This window comes from Pseudomonas sp. P106(2024), from assembly GCF_057480815.1.
In genome coordinates this window covers 121,306-135,851 of the sequence record NZ_JBLIYU010000013.1, presented here as the reverse complement: position 1 = coordinate 135,851, position 14,546 = coordinate 121,306, and the positions used below count along the sequence as shown (strand labels likewise).

Annotated in this window: 12 protein-coding genes; all 12 read right to left on the bottom strand. The window is 64.2% G+C overall.

Going from position 1 to position 14,546, the window contains the following annotated elements:
* Window positions 1–65: 65 nt before the first annotated feature.
* The 12 genes from AC25M7_RS19830 to arcD all read right to left on the bottom strand — a co-directional run bounded on the left by AC25M7_RS19830 (window position 66) and on the right by arcD (window position 14,274).
* Window positions 66–554, bottom strand: coding sequence for an RDD family protein (locus AC25M7_RS19830; RefSeq protein ID WP_028691993.1), 489 nt, complete (start codon window positions 552–554; stop codon window positions 66–68).
* A gap of 86 nt (window positions 555–640) precedes the next feature.
* Complete coding sequence (locus AC25M7_RS19825) at window positions 641–856, bottom strand: cold-shock protein (RefSeq protein WP_028691992.1); 216 nt, start codon at window positions 854–856, stop codon at window positions 641–643.
* Between the two features lie 348 nt (window positions 857–1,204).
* Entirely contained in the window at window positions 1,205–2,326 is a 1,122-nt protein-coding gene (gene gcvT, locus AC25M7_RS19820; RefSeq protein ID WP_486971383.1) for a glycine cleavage system aminomethyltransferase GcvT, read from the bottom strand.
* A gap of 25 nt (window positions 2,327–2,351) precedes the next feature.
* Window positions 2,352–3,728, bottom strand: a complete 1,377-nt coding sequence (locus AC25M7_RS19815) for an L-serine ammonia-lyase (protein WP_028691990.1) — start codon at window positions 3,726–3,728, stop codon at window positions 2,352–2,354.
* A 149-nt stretch (window positions 3,729–3,877) separates the two neighbouring features.
* Entirely contained in the window at window positions 3,878–6,733 is a 2,856-nt protein-coding gene (gene gcvP, locus AC25M7_RS19810; RefSeq protein WP_028691989.1) for an aminomethyl-transferring glycine dehydrogenase, read from the bottom strand.
* 11 nt (window positions 6,734–6,744) lie between these two features.
* The gene (gcvH, locus tag AC25M7_RS19805) at window positions 6,745–7,128 is read right to left on the bottom strand and encodes a glycine cleavage system protein GcvH (protein WP_186597003.1); all 384 of its coding nucleotides are present in this window, start codon (window positions 7,126–7,128) and stop codon (window positions 6,745–6,747) included.
* Between the two features lie 281 nt (window positions 7,129–7,409).
* Window positions 7,410–8,918, bottom strand: coding sequence for a sigma-54-dependent transcriptional regulator (locus tag AC25M7_RS19800; protein WP_028691987.1), 1,509 nt, complete (start codon window positions 8,916–8,918; stop codon window positions 7,410–7,412).
* Between the two features lie 119 nt (window positions 8,919–9,037).
* Window positions 9,038–9,406 (bottom strand): DUF5064 family protein, encoded by a 369-nt coding sequence (locus tag AC25M7_RS19795; protein WP_028691986.1) that lies wholly within the window; start codon window positions 9,404–9,406, stop codon window positions 9,038–9,040.
* A gap of 56 nt (window positions 9,407–9,462) precedes the next feature.
* Complete coding sequence (gene arcC / locus AC25M7_RS19790) at window positions 9,463–10,392, bottom strand: carbamate kinase (RefSeq protein ID WP_028691985.1); 930 nt, start codon at window positions 10,390–10,392, stop codon at window positions 9,463–9,465.
* 86 nt (window positions 10,393–10,478) lie between these two features.
* Window positions 10,479–11,489 (bottom strand): ornithine carbamoyltransferase, encoded by a 1,011-nt coding sequence (locus AC25M7_RS19785; RefSeq protein WP_028691984.1) that lies wholly within the window; start codon window positions 11,487–11,489, stop codon window positions 10,479–10,481.
* A 70-nt stretch (window positions 11,490–11,559) separates the two neighbouring features.
* Window positions 11,560–12,813: an arginine deiminase gene (gene arcA / locus AC25M7_RS19780; RefSeq protein WP_028691983.1), complete on the bottom strand. Its 1,254-nt coding sequence runs from the start codon at window positions 12,811–12,813 to the stop codon at window positions 11,560–11,562.
* Between the two features lie 33 nt (window positions 12,814–12,846).
* A complete protein-coding gene (gene arcD, locus AC25M7_RS19775; RefSeq protein ID WP_028691982.1) occupies window positions 12,847–14,274 on the bottom strand; it encodes an arginine-ornithine antiporter in 1,428 nt (475 codons plus the stop codon).
* Window positions 14,275–14,546 lie beyond the last annotated feature (272 nt).

Here is a 14,546-nt window from a genome sequence, read left to right as displayed (position 1 = left end):
CACAAAAGAAGCCGACCCTGGGGTCGGCTTTTTTGTGCGCAACATGAAGATGATGTCCGCCGAGGCTACTTCTTGCGCTTGGGCAGGCGCACCAGCTGGGTCTCGGAGTAGATGTCGTGCCAACTGCGCTGGCGCTTGTCGATCAGCGACCAGAAGAACCCCAGCCCCAGGCACAGCCACGAGGCGATCGACACCAGAAAGCGCAGCAGCGCCTGCCACAGGCTGATGGCGCTGCCGTCGGCGTTCTGCACCCGCACCCCCCACACCTGCATGCCCAGGGTCTGGCCGCCGTGGGTCCAGAACTTGGCGAAGAAGCCGAACAGGGCGAACAGCAGGATCGTCGACAGCAGCGGGTCGCCATCCAGCGCGCCGGCTTCTGTCAGCTCACGCATGCGCGCCTCGCCGATGATCGCCATCTGGATCATCTTGTAGGCGCCGGCGGTGACGATCAGCAGGGCGGTGCACAGCAGGAAGTCATAGAACATCGCCGCCAGCCGGCGACCCAGGCCGACGGGGGGGAAATCACCCTGGGGTGAGAGCAGGGGCTTGGACATGCAGGACGGCTCCGAATGGCGAGGCCGCCATTCTACGGGCAAAAAAAAACCCCTGCACTTGGCAGGGGCTTTTTGTGTCCCGGTAATTACTTATCGAGAACTTGAACTTTATCAGCCTGCAGGCCTTTCTGGCCTTGCACGGCTTCGAAGGAGACTTTCTGGCCTTCTTTCAGGCTCTTGAAGCCGTTGCCTTCGATGGCACGGAAGTGAACAAACAGATCAGCACCGCTTTCTGGGGTGATGAAGCCGTAACCTTTTTCGTCGTTAAACCACTTGACGGTACCGTTCTGACGAGTCGACATTGTCTTTCTTCCTATGAAACTCAATTTTAATGACAGTTACTTTCGCATCATTTTTTATGCGAAAGATTACCGGGCTGGGTTGCAGGAAAGTAAGAGACGTCGAACGGGTTGTAGCAGATTGCGGCTACTGGCCCAGGTCACGAACTGTTGCGACCCATGCAAACACAGTGCGATGACTCTACGCCAACTGCCGAGCGAAAAACAAGCCCTTCCAGCGGGTGAAAATCGGGGTTTTCCCGATAACCGAACGATTTGTCGGAAACGGCGTGGCGCCTGGGCTGGCGCTATGTTCAGAAGTTATTGGACAGGTTCGAAAACGAATATGTCGAACCCGTCCAATCCACTCATTCAGCCACGGTAGTAACGTTGTGCCACAAAAGGCATTTTGCTGACCTTCAGGGCAACTTGCTTGCCACGGACGACGGCAAACAACGCCGTGTCGAGGGCCGCATGTTCGCTATCGACATAGCCCATGGCCACGGGCGCGCCGAGCGTCGGACCGAAGCCGCCGCTGCACACTTCGCCGACCACCTTGCCAGCCTGGTCGACGATCTGCGCGCCCTCACGCACAGGCGTGCGTTCCTGGGGCAGCAGGCCGACCCGCTTGCGCGCCACGCCAGCCTGTTGCTGGGCGAACACGGTGTCGGCGCCAGGGAAGCCGCCCGCGCGGGTGCCATCGGCGCGGCGCACCTTGGAGATGGCCCACAGCAGGCTGGCCTCGATCGGGGTGGTGGTGGTGTCCATGTCGTGGCCGTACAGGCACAGGCCGGCTTCCAGGCGCAGCGAGTCGCGCGCGCCCAAGCCGATCGGCTGGACCTCGGGCTCGGCCAGCAAGCGGCGGGCCAGGGCTTCGGCGGCGGCGGCCGGCACCGAGATCTCGTAGCCGTCCTCGCCGGTGTAGCCCGAGCGGCTGACGAAGCAGTCGTTGCCGAGCAGGCTGACCGGGCGGAACTGCATGAAGGTCATGCCGATCACTTCCGGAGCCATGCGCTCCAGCACCTTGACCGCCGCCGGGCCTTGCAGGGCGAGCAGGGCGCGCTGCTCGAACAGTGGCTGAATCTCGCAGCGATCACCGATATGTTTGCGCAGGTGCGCCAGGTCCTGGTCCTTGCAGGCGGCGTTGACCACCAGGAACAGGGTGTCGTCACCCAGGTTGGCGACCATCAGGTCGTCGAGGATGCCGCCCTCGGCATTGGTGAACATGGCATAGCGCTGCATGCCCACCGGCAGGTCGACGATGTCCACCGGCACCAGGGTTTCCAGGGCACGGGCGGCGTCGCTGCCGCGCAGGATGATCTGACCCATGTGCGAGACGTCGAACAGGCCGGCCTGCTCGCGGGTATGCAGGTGCTCCTTGAGCACGCCCAGCGGGTACTGTACCGGCATGTCGTAGCCGGCGAAGGGCACCATGCGTGCTCCCAGCTCCAGGTGCAGGGCGTGCAGTGGGGTCTTGTGCAGTGTTTCGGACATCGGTGACTCCTCGTTTTTGTTCGGGTCAACATTCGATGATGTTGACGGCCAGACCGCCGCGGGCGGTCTCCTTGTATTTGCTTTTCATGTCGGCGCCGGTCTGGCGCATCGTGCGGATGACCTTGTCGAGTGAGACGTAATGCTGCCCGTCGCCGCGCAGGGCCATGCGCACCGCGTTGATCGCCTTCACCGAGCCCATAGCGTTGCGCTCGATACAGGGCACCTGCACCAGCCCGCCGATGGGGTCGCAGGTAAGGCCCAGGTTGTGTTCCATGCCGATCTCGGCGGCGTTTTCCACCTGTTGCGGGGTACCCCCCATCACTTCGCACAGGGCGCCGGCGGCCATCGAGCAGGCCACGCCGACCTCGCCCTGGCAGCCGACCTCGGCGCCGGAGATCGAGGCGTTTTCCTTGTAGAGGATGCCAATCGCCGCCGCGGTGAGCAGGAAGCGCACCACGCCGTCCTCATTGGCACCGGGGACGAAGCGCATGTAGTAGTGCAGCACCGCCGGGACGATGCCGGCCGCGCCGTTGGTCGGTGCGGTGACCACGCGGCCGCCGTAGGCGTTTTCCTCGTTCACCGCCAGGGCATAAAGGTTGACCCAGTCGAGCACCGACAGCGCATCACGCAGGTTCGCCTCCGGATGGCGGCTGAGCTGGCGATACAGTGCCGGCGCCCGGCGCTTGACCTTGAGCCCGCCGGGCAGGATGCCCTCGTGGCGGCAGCCGGCCTCGACGCAGTCCTGCATCACCTGCCAGATGCGCAGCAGGCCGGCACGGGTCTCGGCTTCCGGGCGCCAGGCGGCTTCGTTGGCCAGCATCACCTGGCTGAACGACAGGTGCTGCGCGGTGCAATGGCCGAGCAGTTCCTTGCCGGTCTTGAACGGGTAGGGCAGCACGGTGCTGTCCTCGACGATGCGGTCATGGCCCGCCGCGTCCTCGTCGACCACGAAGCCGCCCCCCACCGAGTAGTACTCGCGGCTGCGGATCTGCAGCCCGGCCTGGTCGAAGGCACGGAAGATCATGCCGTTGGGGTGGTAGTCCAGCGGCTTGCGGATCATCGCCAGGTGCTGCTTCTCGACGAAGACGATTTCGTGCTCGCCGAGCAGGCGCAGGTGGCCGCTGTCGCGGATCGCCTGCAAGCGGGCTGGGATGGACTCGGTGTCGACGGTATCGGGGTGTTCGCCTTCCAGGCCCAGCAGCACGGCCTTGTCGCTGCCGTGGCCCTTGCCGGTGGCGCCGAGCGAGCCGTACAGCTCGGCCTTGACCGTGGCCGTACCGGCCAGCAGGCCATCACGGCGCAGGCCTTCGGCAAAGCGCGCGGCGGCACGCATCGGCCCGACCGTGTGCGAGCTGGAGGGGCCGATGCCGATCTTGAACAGGTCGAAGACGCTCAGGGACATGGTGCAACCTCCTGGGTGAGTCGGCATGCGCGGGAGTGGACTGCGTGGGAGCGGGCTTGCCCCGCGATAGGGCCGATACCGCAAATCGCGGGGCCAGCCCGCTCCCACAAAGCCTGCTCCCACAGGCTCACTCCTACATGGAAGAGCTATCAGACGTCCTGATAGCTCTCGATCGACGGGCAGGCGCAGACCAGGTTGCGGTCGCCGAACACGTTGTCGACGCGGCCCACCGGTGGCCAGTACTTGCCTTCCACCAGGCTCGGCAGCGGGTACACCGCCTGCTCGCGGCTATAGCCGTGGGTCCATTCGCCGGCCAGCTCCGCCGCGGTGTGCGGGGCGTTCTTCAGCGGGTTGTCGTCCTTGTCCAGGCTGCCGTTCTCGACGGCACGAATCTCCTCGCGGATCTGGATCATCGCGTTGCAGAAGCGGTCCAGTTCCTCTTTGGACTCGCTTTCGGTCGGTTCGATCATCAGCGTGCCGGCCACCGGGAAGGACATGGTCGGGGCGTGGAAGCCGAAGTCGATCAGGCGCTTGGCCACGTCGTCGACGCTGATGCCGCTGGTGTCCTTGAGCGGACGCAGGTCGAGGATGCACTCATGCGCCACCAGGCCGTTGCCACCGGTGTACAGCACAGGATAGTGCTCTTCCAGGCGGCGGGCGATGTAGTTGGCGTTGAGGATCGCCATCTGCGAGGCGCGCTTGAGACCGGCGCCACCCATCATGCGAATGTACATCCAGGTGATAGGCAGGATGCTGGCGCTGCCGAACGGTGCGGCACAGACCGCGCCCTGGGTGTTTTCCAGGGCGGCGTGACCGGGCAGGAACGGCGCCAGGTGCGACTTGACGCCGATCGGGCCGACACCCGGGCCGCCACCGCCGTGGGGGATGCAGAAGGTCTTGTGCAGGTTCAGGTGCGAGACGTCGCCGCCGAACTTGCCCGGGGCGCACAGGCCGACCATGGCGTTCATGTTGGCGCCGTCGATGTACACCTGGCCGCCGTTGTCATGGATGATCGCGCAGATCTCGCCGATGGCTTCCTCGAACACGCCGTGGGTCGACGGGTAGGTGATCATGATCGCCGCCAGGCGCTCACGGTGCTCGATGGCCTTGGCGCGCAGGTCGTCGATGTCGACGTTGCCACGGGCGTCGCAGGCGGTGACCACCACGCGCATGCCGGCCATGTGCGCGGTGGCGGGGTTGGTCCCGTGGGCCGAGGACGGGATCAGGCAGATGTCGCGGTGGCTGTCGCCGCGGCTGCGGTGGTAGGCGCGGATCGCCAGCAGGCCGGCGTACTCGCCTTGGGAACCGGCGTTGGGCTGCAGCGACACGGCGTCATAGCCGGTGGCGGCGCAGAGCATGGCTTCCAGCTCGGTAGTCATCTGCAGGTAACCCTGGCTCTGCTCGGCCGGGGCGAACGGGTGCAGGTTGCCGAACTCGGCCCAGGTCACCGGGATCATCTCGCTGGCGGCGTTGAGCTTCATGGTGCACGAACCCAGCGGGATCATGCTGCGGTCCAGCGCCAGGTCCTTGTCGGCCAGACGGCGCAGGTAGCGCATCAGCTCGGTTTCGCTGTGATAGCGGTTGAACACCGGGTGCTCGAGGATCGCCGACTGGCGCAGCAGGCCGGCCGGCAGGCGCACGGCGATGGTGTTGGCCAGGGCGGTGAAGTCAGGGATGGCCTGGCCGTCGGCGAACAGCTGCCACAGGGCCTCGACATCGGCCTGGGTGCTGGTTTCGTCCAGCGACAGGCCCAGCTGGGCGGCGTCGACCTGGCGAAGGTTGATGCCTTGGGCGCGTGCCTTGTCGTGCAGTGCGCTGGTGCTCTCTCCCGTGGCCAGGGTCAGGGTGTCGAAGAAATCGCCGGTGACGACCTTGATGCCCAGCTTGGTCAGGCCGGTAGCGAGGATCGCGGTCAGCGCGTGGGTGCGTTCGGCGATCCGCTTGAGGCCGGCCGGGCCGTGGTACACGGCGTACATGCTGGCAATGTTGGCCAGCAGCACCTGGGCGGTGCAGATGTTGCTGGTGGCCTTCTCGCGGCGAATGTGCTGCTCGCGGGTCTGCATGGCCAGGCGCAGGGCGCTCTTGCCGAAGCGGTCGATCGATACGCCGACCAGGCGGCCCGGCATGTCGCGCTTGAACGCGTCGCGGGTGGCGAAGTAGGCCGCGTGCGGGCCACCGAAGCCCAGCGGCACACCGAAGCGCTGGGCGCTGCCGATGGCCACGTCGGCGTCGAATTCGCCCGGCGGGGTGAGCAGGGTCAGGGCCAGCAGGTCGGCGGCCACGGCCACCAGGGCGCCGGCGGCGTGGAAGCGCTGCACCACTTCGCGGTAGTCGAACACGTCACCGTTGCTGGCCGGGTACTGCAGCAGGGCGCCGAAGAAGGCGCTGACATCGCCCAGTTCGCGCTCGTCGCCCACCACCACCTCGATGCCCAGCGGCTCGGCGCGGGTGCGCAGCACGTCGAGGGTCTGCGGGTGGCAATGCACGGAGGCGAAGAAGGCGTGGCTGGCCTTGTTCTTCGACAGGCGCTTGCAGAAGGTCATGGCCTCGGCCGCGGCGGTGGCTTCGTCGAGCAGCGAGGCGTTGGCGATCGGCAGGCCGGTGAGGTCGCTGATCAGGGTCTGGAAGTTCAGCAGCGCTTCCAGGCGGCCCTGGGAGATCTCGGGTTGGTACGGGGTGTAGGCGGTGTACCAGGCCGGGTTTTCCAGGAGGTTGCGCAGGATCGGTGCCGGGGTGTGGGTGTTGTAGTAGCCCTGGCCGATGTAGCTCTTGAACAGCTGGTTCTTGCTGGCAATCGCCTTCAGCGCGGCGAGGGCGTCGGCCTCGCTCTGGCCGTCGTCGCTGCCGAGCACGCTGGTGCCCTTGATGCTGTCGGGGATGACGGCGGCGGTCATCGCTTCCAGCGAGTCGAAGCCCAGGGTGGTGAGCATGGCCTGCTCGTCAGCGGCGCGCGGGCCGATATGACGGGCGATGAATTCGTTGGCGGTGCCGAGGTTGATGGTCATGATGCAGTACCTCAGGCGTCGTCGTTGGCTTTGAGCAGGCGGTCGTAGGCGTCCTGGTCGAGCAGGGCGTTCACTTCGCTCATGTCGGCAGGGATGAAGCGGAAGAACCAGCCTTCGCCCAGCGGGTCTTCGTTGACCAGCTCGGGGCTGTCGTTCAGGTCTTCATTGACAGCGACCACTTCACCGGTGAGCGGCATGTACACGCCGCTGGCGGCTTTGACCGATTCCACGGTGGAGGCTTCGGCGCCCTTGTCGTACTGCTGCAGCTCCGGCAGTTGCACATAGACCACGTCGCCAAGGGCGTTCTGGGCGTAGGCGGTGATGCCCACGGTGACGCTGCCGTCAGTTTCGACGCGCAGCCATTCGTGATCTTCGGTGAAACGCAACTCGCTCATGGGAATTCCTCGGGAAGCAGGGGGCGTTGGGCGCGGTAGGCTCCGCGCTCTTAAGGTTGGAATTCCCTTAGCAATAATGCGGCCAGCTACTAAAAATCCTTAATAATCAATTATTTGTCTAAATATAGTAGGATTTTTGTCATTTTTATGGAACGAAATCGATACAGGTAGGCCGGGAATCAAAAGCGTTGCGGGATCAAACCCTTGCAAAGACGCATGCAAATGGATGTGTACCGATATCGATACGGCGTAATGAAATCGATACAATTCATACGCCTGCTTCAACCTCTGGTTGGGATTCCATATTTGCGCAAGCGCTGGGCGATGGCCGTGTGCGAAGTCTGCAAGCGTCCCGCCAGCTGCCGGGTCGAGGGGTAGCTGGCATACAGCCGCTGCAACAGTTCGCGCTCGAAATCCCCCACCGCCTGTTCCAGGCTTGCTACCTCGCCATCCTGCCCACGGGCCACCGAGGTGCCGGCGATGTCGAGGTCGCCGATGTCTACCAGGTTGCTTTCGCAGATGGCCGCAGCACGGAAGATCACGTTTTGCAGCTGGCGCACGTTGCCCGGCCAGGGGTTGGCCAGCAGTGCGGGGTGCGTGGCCGGGGCCAGGCGGCAGGCCGGGCGCTGGATCTGGGTGCAGGCCTGCTGCATGAAGAAATGCGCCAGCGACAGGATGTCCTGGCCGCGCTCGCGCAGCGGTGGCACCTGCAGGTTGAGGACATTGAGGCGGTAGAACAGGTCTTCGCGGAAGGTGCCCTCGGCGACCATGCGTTCCAGGTCGCGGTGAGTGGCGCTGATGATGCGCACATCCACTTTCACCTCGCGGTCACCACCGACCCGGCGGAAGCTGCCGTCGCTGAGAAAACGCAGGAGCTTGGCCTGCAGGTAGGGCGACATCTCGCCGATCTCGTCGAGGAACACCGTGCCCTGGTTGGCCAGCTCCATCAGCCCGGGCTTGCCGCCACGTTGCGCGCCGGTGAAGGCGCCGGGGGCATAGCCGAACAGTTCACTCTCGGCCAGGCTCTCGGGCAGCGCCGCGCAGTTGAGGGCCAGGAACGGCGCGGCATGGCGGCTGCTGATGGCGTGGCAGGCACGGGCCACCAGTTCCTTGCCGGTGCCGGTCTCGCCGTGCACCAGCAGTGGCGCATCGAGGGTGGCCACGCGCAAGGCGCGGGCCTTGAGGGTGCGGATTGCCGGTGAGTCGCCGAGCATGGCGTCGAAACCCTCGGCGTGATCGTGGTGCAGCGCCGACAGGCGCTCGCCCATGCGGTTGGGCGGGTAAAGGGTCAGCAGGCCGCCGGCGTGGGTGATCGGCGTGGCATCGAGCAGTAGGCTCTGGCCGTTCAACTGCATTTCGCGCATGGGCAGGTGGAAATTGTTGTCCAGCAGGGCCTGGAGCAGGTCCGGATCACCGAACAGTTCGCCCACCGAACGCCCGGCGGACTCACGTCCGCACAGGGCGATCAGCGCCGGGTTGGCCAGCAGCACCTTGCCCGCGCTGTCCACCGCCAGCACCGGGTCGCTCATGGCGGCGAGCAGGGCGTCGAGCTGCAGGTGGCGGCGCTGGCCGGGGAGGATGTCGACCACTTCCACCGACTGCACGCCGTGCACCTCGAGCAGGGCGTCGTGCAGCTCTTCAAGCACGGCGGGGCTCAGGGTCGGGGCGTCGATGTAGACGTTTGGCGGGACCATCTCCACGGCATCGAGGTTCAGGTTGCGGGCGCCGAGCAGGGCCAGGACTTCCTGGGTGATGCCGACGCGGTCGATGAAGCTGACGTGGATGCGCATGATGAGCGAGGCTTTGGCCGGGATGGGCGTCAGTATGCCTCGGCCATGGTGGAAACCCAATCGCGGGGCAAGCCCGCTGCCCCGTGGTTTGTGGGAGCGGGCTTGCCCCGCGATTGGGATTACTCCAGATGGTCGGGCCTGATCGGGTCGCCCGACTTCACATCCAGCGTGGTGCGAATGTCTTCGAACATGTAGTCATACAGCTTGTGCGGCGAGCCGAGGTTCTCGAACTTCTTCGGTGGCGGCAGGTACGACTGGGCCTTGCGGCTCAACTGCATCAGAAAACTCGGCAGTACCTGGTCCTTGGCCAGGAAGAATTTCTCATCGACGGTCTTGCCCTCGATGTGGCCGTGCATGCGGAACTGGATACCTCTGCCTTCCTTGGGGTCGGTCGCCGCCTCGTATTCGATATTGAGGTCGTAGCTGTGGTCGTTGGTGTTCAGCGCGGTGCGCTCAATGTGTACATGACCGGGCGCGTACTGGGCCATGGCAGACTCCTCCGGAAGGTTGAAAACGGCGGGCGCCCGGCGCCCGCCAACTGCATTCAACGGTAGCTGATACCGGGCTTGGCGGTGGAAACCCGCGTGCCGGCGGTGCCCTTGACGATGTCCTCGATGTTCTCCAGCGAGCTGATCACCGCCACCTTGCCGGTGTGACGGGCGAAATCGCAGGCGGCCTGGACCTTCGGTCCCATGGAGCCGGCAGCGAAGCCCAGCTTCTCGAGTTCGTCCGGGTGGGCCTGGGCGATGGCCTTCTGCGTCGGCTTGCCGAAATCGATGTACGCCGCATCGACGTCGGTGGCGATGATCAGCAGGTCCGCTTCCAGTTGCTCGGCCAGCAGGGCAGAGCACAAGTCCTTGTCGATCACCGCCTCGATACCCTTGAGCTTGCGGTTTTCGTCGTACAGGGTGGGGATACCACCGCCGCCGGCGCAGATCACGATGCTGCTTTTTTCCAGCAGCCACTTGATCGGGCGGATCTCGAAGATGCGTTTGGGTTTTGGGCTGGCCACCACGCGGCGGTACTTGTCGCCGTCGGGCTTGACCACCCAGCCTTTTTCCTTGGCCAGGCGCTCGGCCTCGTCCTTGGCGTAGACCGGGCCGATGAACTTGGTCGGGTCCTTGAACGCCGGGTCGTTGGCGTCCACTTCGACCTGCGTCAGCAGGGTGGCGAACGGCACCTCGAAGTCCAGCAGGTTGCCCAGCTCCTGTTCGATCATGTAGCCGATCATGCCCTCGGTCTCGGCGCCGAGCACGTCCAGTGGATAGGCCTCATCTGCCTTGTACGACAGCCCCTGCAGGGCCAGCAGGCCGACCTGCGGACCGTTGCCGTGGGCGATGACCAGTTCGTTGCCGGGGTGGATCTTGGCGATCTGTTCGGTGGCAGTGCGGATATTGGCGCGCTGGTTGTCGGCGGTCATCGGCTCGCCGCGGCGCAGCAGGGCGTTGCCGCCCAATGCAACAACGATACGCATGGGAAATGTCCTTTGGCGCAAATGTAATAGTCTGGTCGGGACCTGTGGGAGCCGGCAAGCCGGCTCCCACAGAGTCAAGGCCGCTGTCAGAGATCAGCCAGCGTCGACACCAGGATCGCCTTGATCGTGTGCATGCGGTTCTCCGCCTGCTCGAAGGCGATGCACGCCGGCGACTCGAACACGTCATCGGTCACTTCGATGCCGTTGGCCAGGTGCGGGTACTGTTCGGCGATCTGCTTGCCGACCTTGGTCTCGGAGTTGTGGAACGCTGGCAGGCAGTGCATGAACTTGGTGCGTGGGTTGCCGGTGGACTTCATCAGTTCCTTGTTCACCTGGTAGGGCAGCAGCAGCTTGATGCGCTCACCCCAGGCCTCGACCGGCTCGCCCATCGATACCCAGACGTCGGTGTGGACGAAGTCGACGCCCTTGACCGCGGCTTTCGGGTCTTCGGTCAGGGTGATACGCGCGCCGCTCTCCTCGGCGTATTTCTGGCAGCGCTCGACCAGGTCATCATGGGGCCACAGGGCCTTGGGCGCGGCGATGCGCACGTCCATGCCGAGCTTGGCGCCGATCAGCAGCAGCGAGTTGCCCATGTTGTTACGGGCGTCACCCAGGTAGGCGTAGCTGATGTCGTGCAGCGGCTTGTCGCTGTGCTCACGCATGGTCAGCACGTCGGCGATCATCTGCGTCGGGTGGTACTCGTCGGTCAGGCCGTTGAACACCGGCACGCCGGCGAACTTGGCCAGTTCCTCGACGATCTCCTGCTTGAAGCCACGGTACTCGATGGCGTCATACATGCGCCCAAGCACGCGGGCGGTGTCCTTCATGCTCTCCTTGTGGCCGATCTGCGAGGAGTTTGGGTCGATATAGGTGACGTTGGCGCCCTGGTCGTAGGCGGCGACTTCGAAGGCGCAGCGGGTGCGGGTCGAGGTCTTCTCGAAGATCAGGGCGATGTTGTTGCCCTTCAGGTGCTGCTGCTCGGTGCCGGTGTACTTGGCGCGCTTGAGATCGCGGGACAGGTCCAGCAGGTACTTCAGCTCGCGGGTGCTGTGGTGTTCGAGGCTCAGCAGGTTGCGGTTGTGGATGTTGAACGCCATGACGGTTCTCCTTGGATTCGGTGAGGTGCCCGGCCGCTGTCTCGTGGAGGCGACCGGGTGCGATGGACGTTTAGTAGTCGATAGGGTCGCGCACGATCGGGCAGGTCATGCAGTGACCGCCGCCGCGGCCCCGGCCCAGCTCGCCGGCGCTGATGGTGATGACCTCGATCCCGGCCTTGCGCAGCAGGGTATTGGTGTAGGTGTTGCGGTCGTAGCCGATGACCACGCCCGGCTCCACGGCCACCACGTTGTTGCCGTCATCCCACTGTTCGCGTTCGGCGGCGAAGCTGTTGCCGCCGGTCTCGACCACGCGCAGCTTGACCCCCAGGTGCTCGCCGACCACCTCGATGAACGACTTGTTCTCGCGGCGCACGTCCATGCCATAAGGCTTGCTTTCGTCCGGACGGATGATGAACGGCACGATCTCCTTGACCACTTCCGGGAAGACCGTGACCAGGTCGCGGTCGCAGAAGCTGAACACGGTGTCCAGGTGCATCGCGGCGCGGGACTTGGGCAGGCCTGCGACGATGACTTTCTCCACCGCGCCCTTGGCGAACAGGTTCTGTGCCAGCTGGCCGATGGCCTGGCGCGAGGTGCGCTCACCCATACCGATGAGCACGACGCCCTTGCCGATCGGCATCACGTCGCCGCCTTCGAGGGTGGCGTTGCCATGGTCCTTGTCCGGGTCGCCGTACCAGACCTGGAAGTCGGCGTTGGTGAATTCCTTGTGGAACTTGTAGATGGCGGTGGTCAGCAGGGTTTCCTGGCGTCGCGCCGGCCAGTACATCGGGTTGAGCGTCACGCCGCCGTAGATCCAGCAGGTGGTGTCGCGGGTGAACTGGGTGTTGGGCAGTGGCGGCAGGATGAAGCTGGAGTGGCCCAGGTAGTCGTTGTACATCTTGACCACGCTGGCACCTTCGCTTTCCGGCAGGTCCTGACCGGCCACACCGCCGATCAGGAATTCGGCCAGGTGGCGTGGATCGAGGCCTTCGAGCCAGCTGCGCACTTCATTGGTGAGGCCGACGCCGACGGTGTCGGAGGTGATCTTGCGGTCGAGAATCCACTTCAACGCTTCGGGTTGCTGGACGATGTCGGTCAGCAGGTTGTGCATCTCCAGCACATCGACGCCGCGTTCGCGCATCTTGGTGACGAAGTCGAAGTGGTCGCGTTTGGCCTGGTCGACCCAGATCACGTCGTCGAACAGCAGTTCGTCGCAGTTGCTCGGGGTCAGGCGCTTGTGCGCCAGGCCCGGGCTGCAGACCATCACTTTGCGCAGCTTGCCGGCTTCGGAATGGACGCCGTATTTCTGTTTCTCAGTGGACATGGTGAATCCTCCTGTAAAGCGAAGACGTGGGGTTCAGAGAGTCAGGAAGCCGTCGTACAGGCCGTAAGCTGCCACCAGGGCGCCCGCGACCACGGCGGCGAAGATCAGTTTTTCCACGCTGGTGAAGATCGGTTGGCCAACTTCGCGCTTGGCCTTGGCGAACAGGATCGCGCCAGGGGCGTAGAGCAGGGCCGAGAGCAGCAGGTATTTCACGCCGCCGGCGTAGAGCAGCCAGATCGCGTAGAGCAGGGCGATGCCGCCGATGATCAGGTCTTTCTTGCGTTCGGCCAGGGCCTGTTCGTAGGTCTCGCTGCGCACCGCCAGCAGCACCGCGTAGGCTGCCGACCACAGGTAGGGCACCAGGATCATCGAGGTGGCGAGGTAGATCAGCGACAGGTAGGTGCTGTTGGAGAACAGGGTGATGACCAGGAAGATCTGCACCATGGCGTTGGTCAGCCACAGGGCGTTGGCCGGCACATGGTTGGCGTTCTCGCGGCGCAGGAACTCCGGCATGGTGTGGTCCTTGGCGGCGGCGAACATGATCTCGGCGCACAGCAGCACCCACGACAGCAGGGCGCCCAGCAGCGAGATGATCAGGCCGACGCTGATCAGCACCGCGCCCCAGTGGCCGACCACGTGTTCCAGCACCGCGGCCATCGATGGGTTTTGCAGCTTGGCCAGCTCCGGCTGGGTCATCACGCCCAGCGACAGCACGTTGACCAGCACCAGGAACAGCAGCACGGTGACGAAGCCGATGACCGTGGCCTTGCCGACGTCAGAGCGTTTTTCGGCACGGGAGGAGAAGATGCTCGCGCCCTCGATGCCGATGAACACCCACACGGTGACCAGCATCATGTTGCGCACCTGGTTCATCACGCTGCCCAGCTCCGGCGTGCCGACCGCCCAGATGTCCGCAGTGAAGACATCGAGCTTGAAGGCGAACAGGCAGATCAGCGCGAACAGCGCCAGCGGCACGACCTTGGCCACTGTGGTGACCAAGTTGATGAAGGCGGCTTCCTTGATGCCGCGCAGCACCAGGAAGTGCACGGCCCATAGCAGGATCGAAGCACCGATCACCGCCGCCGGGGTGTTGCCTTCGCCGAACACCGGGAAGAAATACCCCAGGGTGCTGAACAACAGCACGAAGTAGCCGACGTTGCCCAGCCAGGCACTGATCCAGTAGCCCCAGGCCGAGGAAAAGCCCATGTAGTCACCGAAACCGGCCTTGGCGTAGGCGTATACCCCGCCGTCAAGATCAGGCTTGCGGTTGGCCAGGGTCTGGAAGACGAAGGCAAGGGTGAGCATGCCCACCGCGGTGATGGCCCAGCCGATCAGCACGGCGCCGACGCCAGCGCTGGCGGCCATGTTCTGGGGTAACGAGAAGATCCCGCCACCGATCATCGAGCCGACGACAAGTGCAACGAGTGCACCCAGTTTTAGTTTTCCGGGAGAATCAGACATTTAACGACTCCGTACCAGGAGAAAGTTGACCTCAGAATAAATCTGACGCCTGGATCATTCGCTGACTTAGATCAGTTCATGCCTGCATGAAGATCAGAAAAATCCCTCATGCGCCTCCTGGAGGATGCCGACAGCTCTGACGCAGGCCTTGTGTGCTGGCACCTCCATGTACTTCCAGAGCAAACGCTCCGTTTCGCCTGCGAACTGAGAAGTTAGTCCGTTTTGCGGCTTTCGCAAATTTTTCACAGCAAATAGCGACGGGTTTAGACGAA

Coding starts and splice junctions, on each gene's coding strand:
- arcA (WP_028691983.1), bottom strand. CDS start 12,813: ATGTCCACTGAGAAACAGAAATACGGCGTCCATTCCGAAGCCGGCAAG.
- AC25M7_RS19830 (WP_028691993.1), bottom strand. CDS start 554: ATGTCCAAGCCCCTGCTCTCACCCCAGGGTGATTTCCCCCCCGTCGGC.
- gcvH (WP_186597003.1), bottom strand. CDS start 7,128: ATGAGCGAGTTGCGTTTCACCGAAGATCACGAATGGCTGCGCGTCGAA.
- AC25M7_RS19785 (WP_028691984.1), bottom strand. CDS start 11,489: ATGGCGTTCAACATCCACAACCGCAACCTGCTGAGCCTCGAACACCAC.
- arcC (WP_028691985.1), bottom strand. CDS start 10,392: ATGCGTATCGTTGTTGCATTGGGCGGCAACGCCCTGCTGCGCCGCGGC.
- AC25M7_RS19825 (WP_028691992.1), bottom strand. CDS start 856: ATGTCGACTCGTCAGAACGGTACCGTCAAGTGGTTTAACGACGAAAAA.
- AC25M7_RS19815 (WP_028691990.1), bottom strand. CDS start 3,728: ATGTCCCTGAGCGTCTTCGACCTGTTCAAGATCGGCATCGGCCCCTCC.
- gcvT (WP_486971383.1), bottom strand. CDS start 2,326: ATGTCCGAAACACTGCACAAGACCCCACTGCACGCCCTGCACCTGGAG.
- arcD (WP_028691982.1), bottom strand. CDS start 14,274: ATGTCTGATTCTCCCGGAAAACTAAAACTGGGTGCACTCGTTGCACTT.
- gcvP (WP_028691989.1), bottom strand. CDS start 6,733: ATGACCATCAACCTCGGCACCGCCAACGAATTCATCGCCCGTCATATC.
- AC25M7_RS19800 (WP_028691987.1), bottom strand. CDS start 8,918: ATGCGCATCCACGTCAGCTTCATCGACCGCGTCGGCATCACCCAGGAA.
- AC25M7_RS19795 (WP_028691986.1), bottom strand. CDS start 9,406: ATGGCCCAGTACGCGCCCGGTCATGTACACATTGAGCGCACCGCGCTG.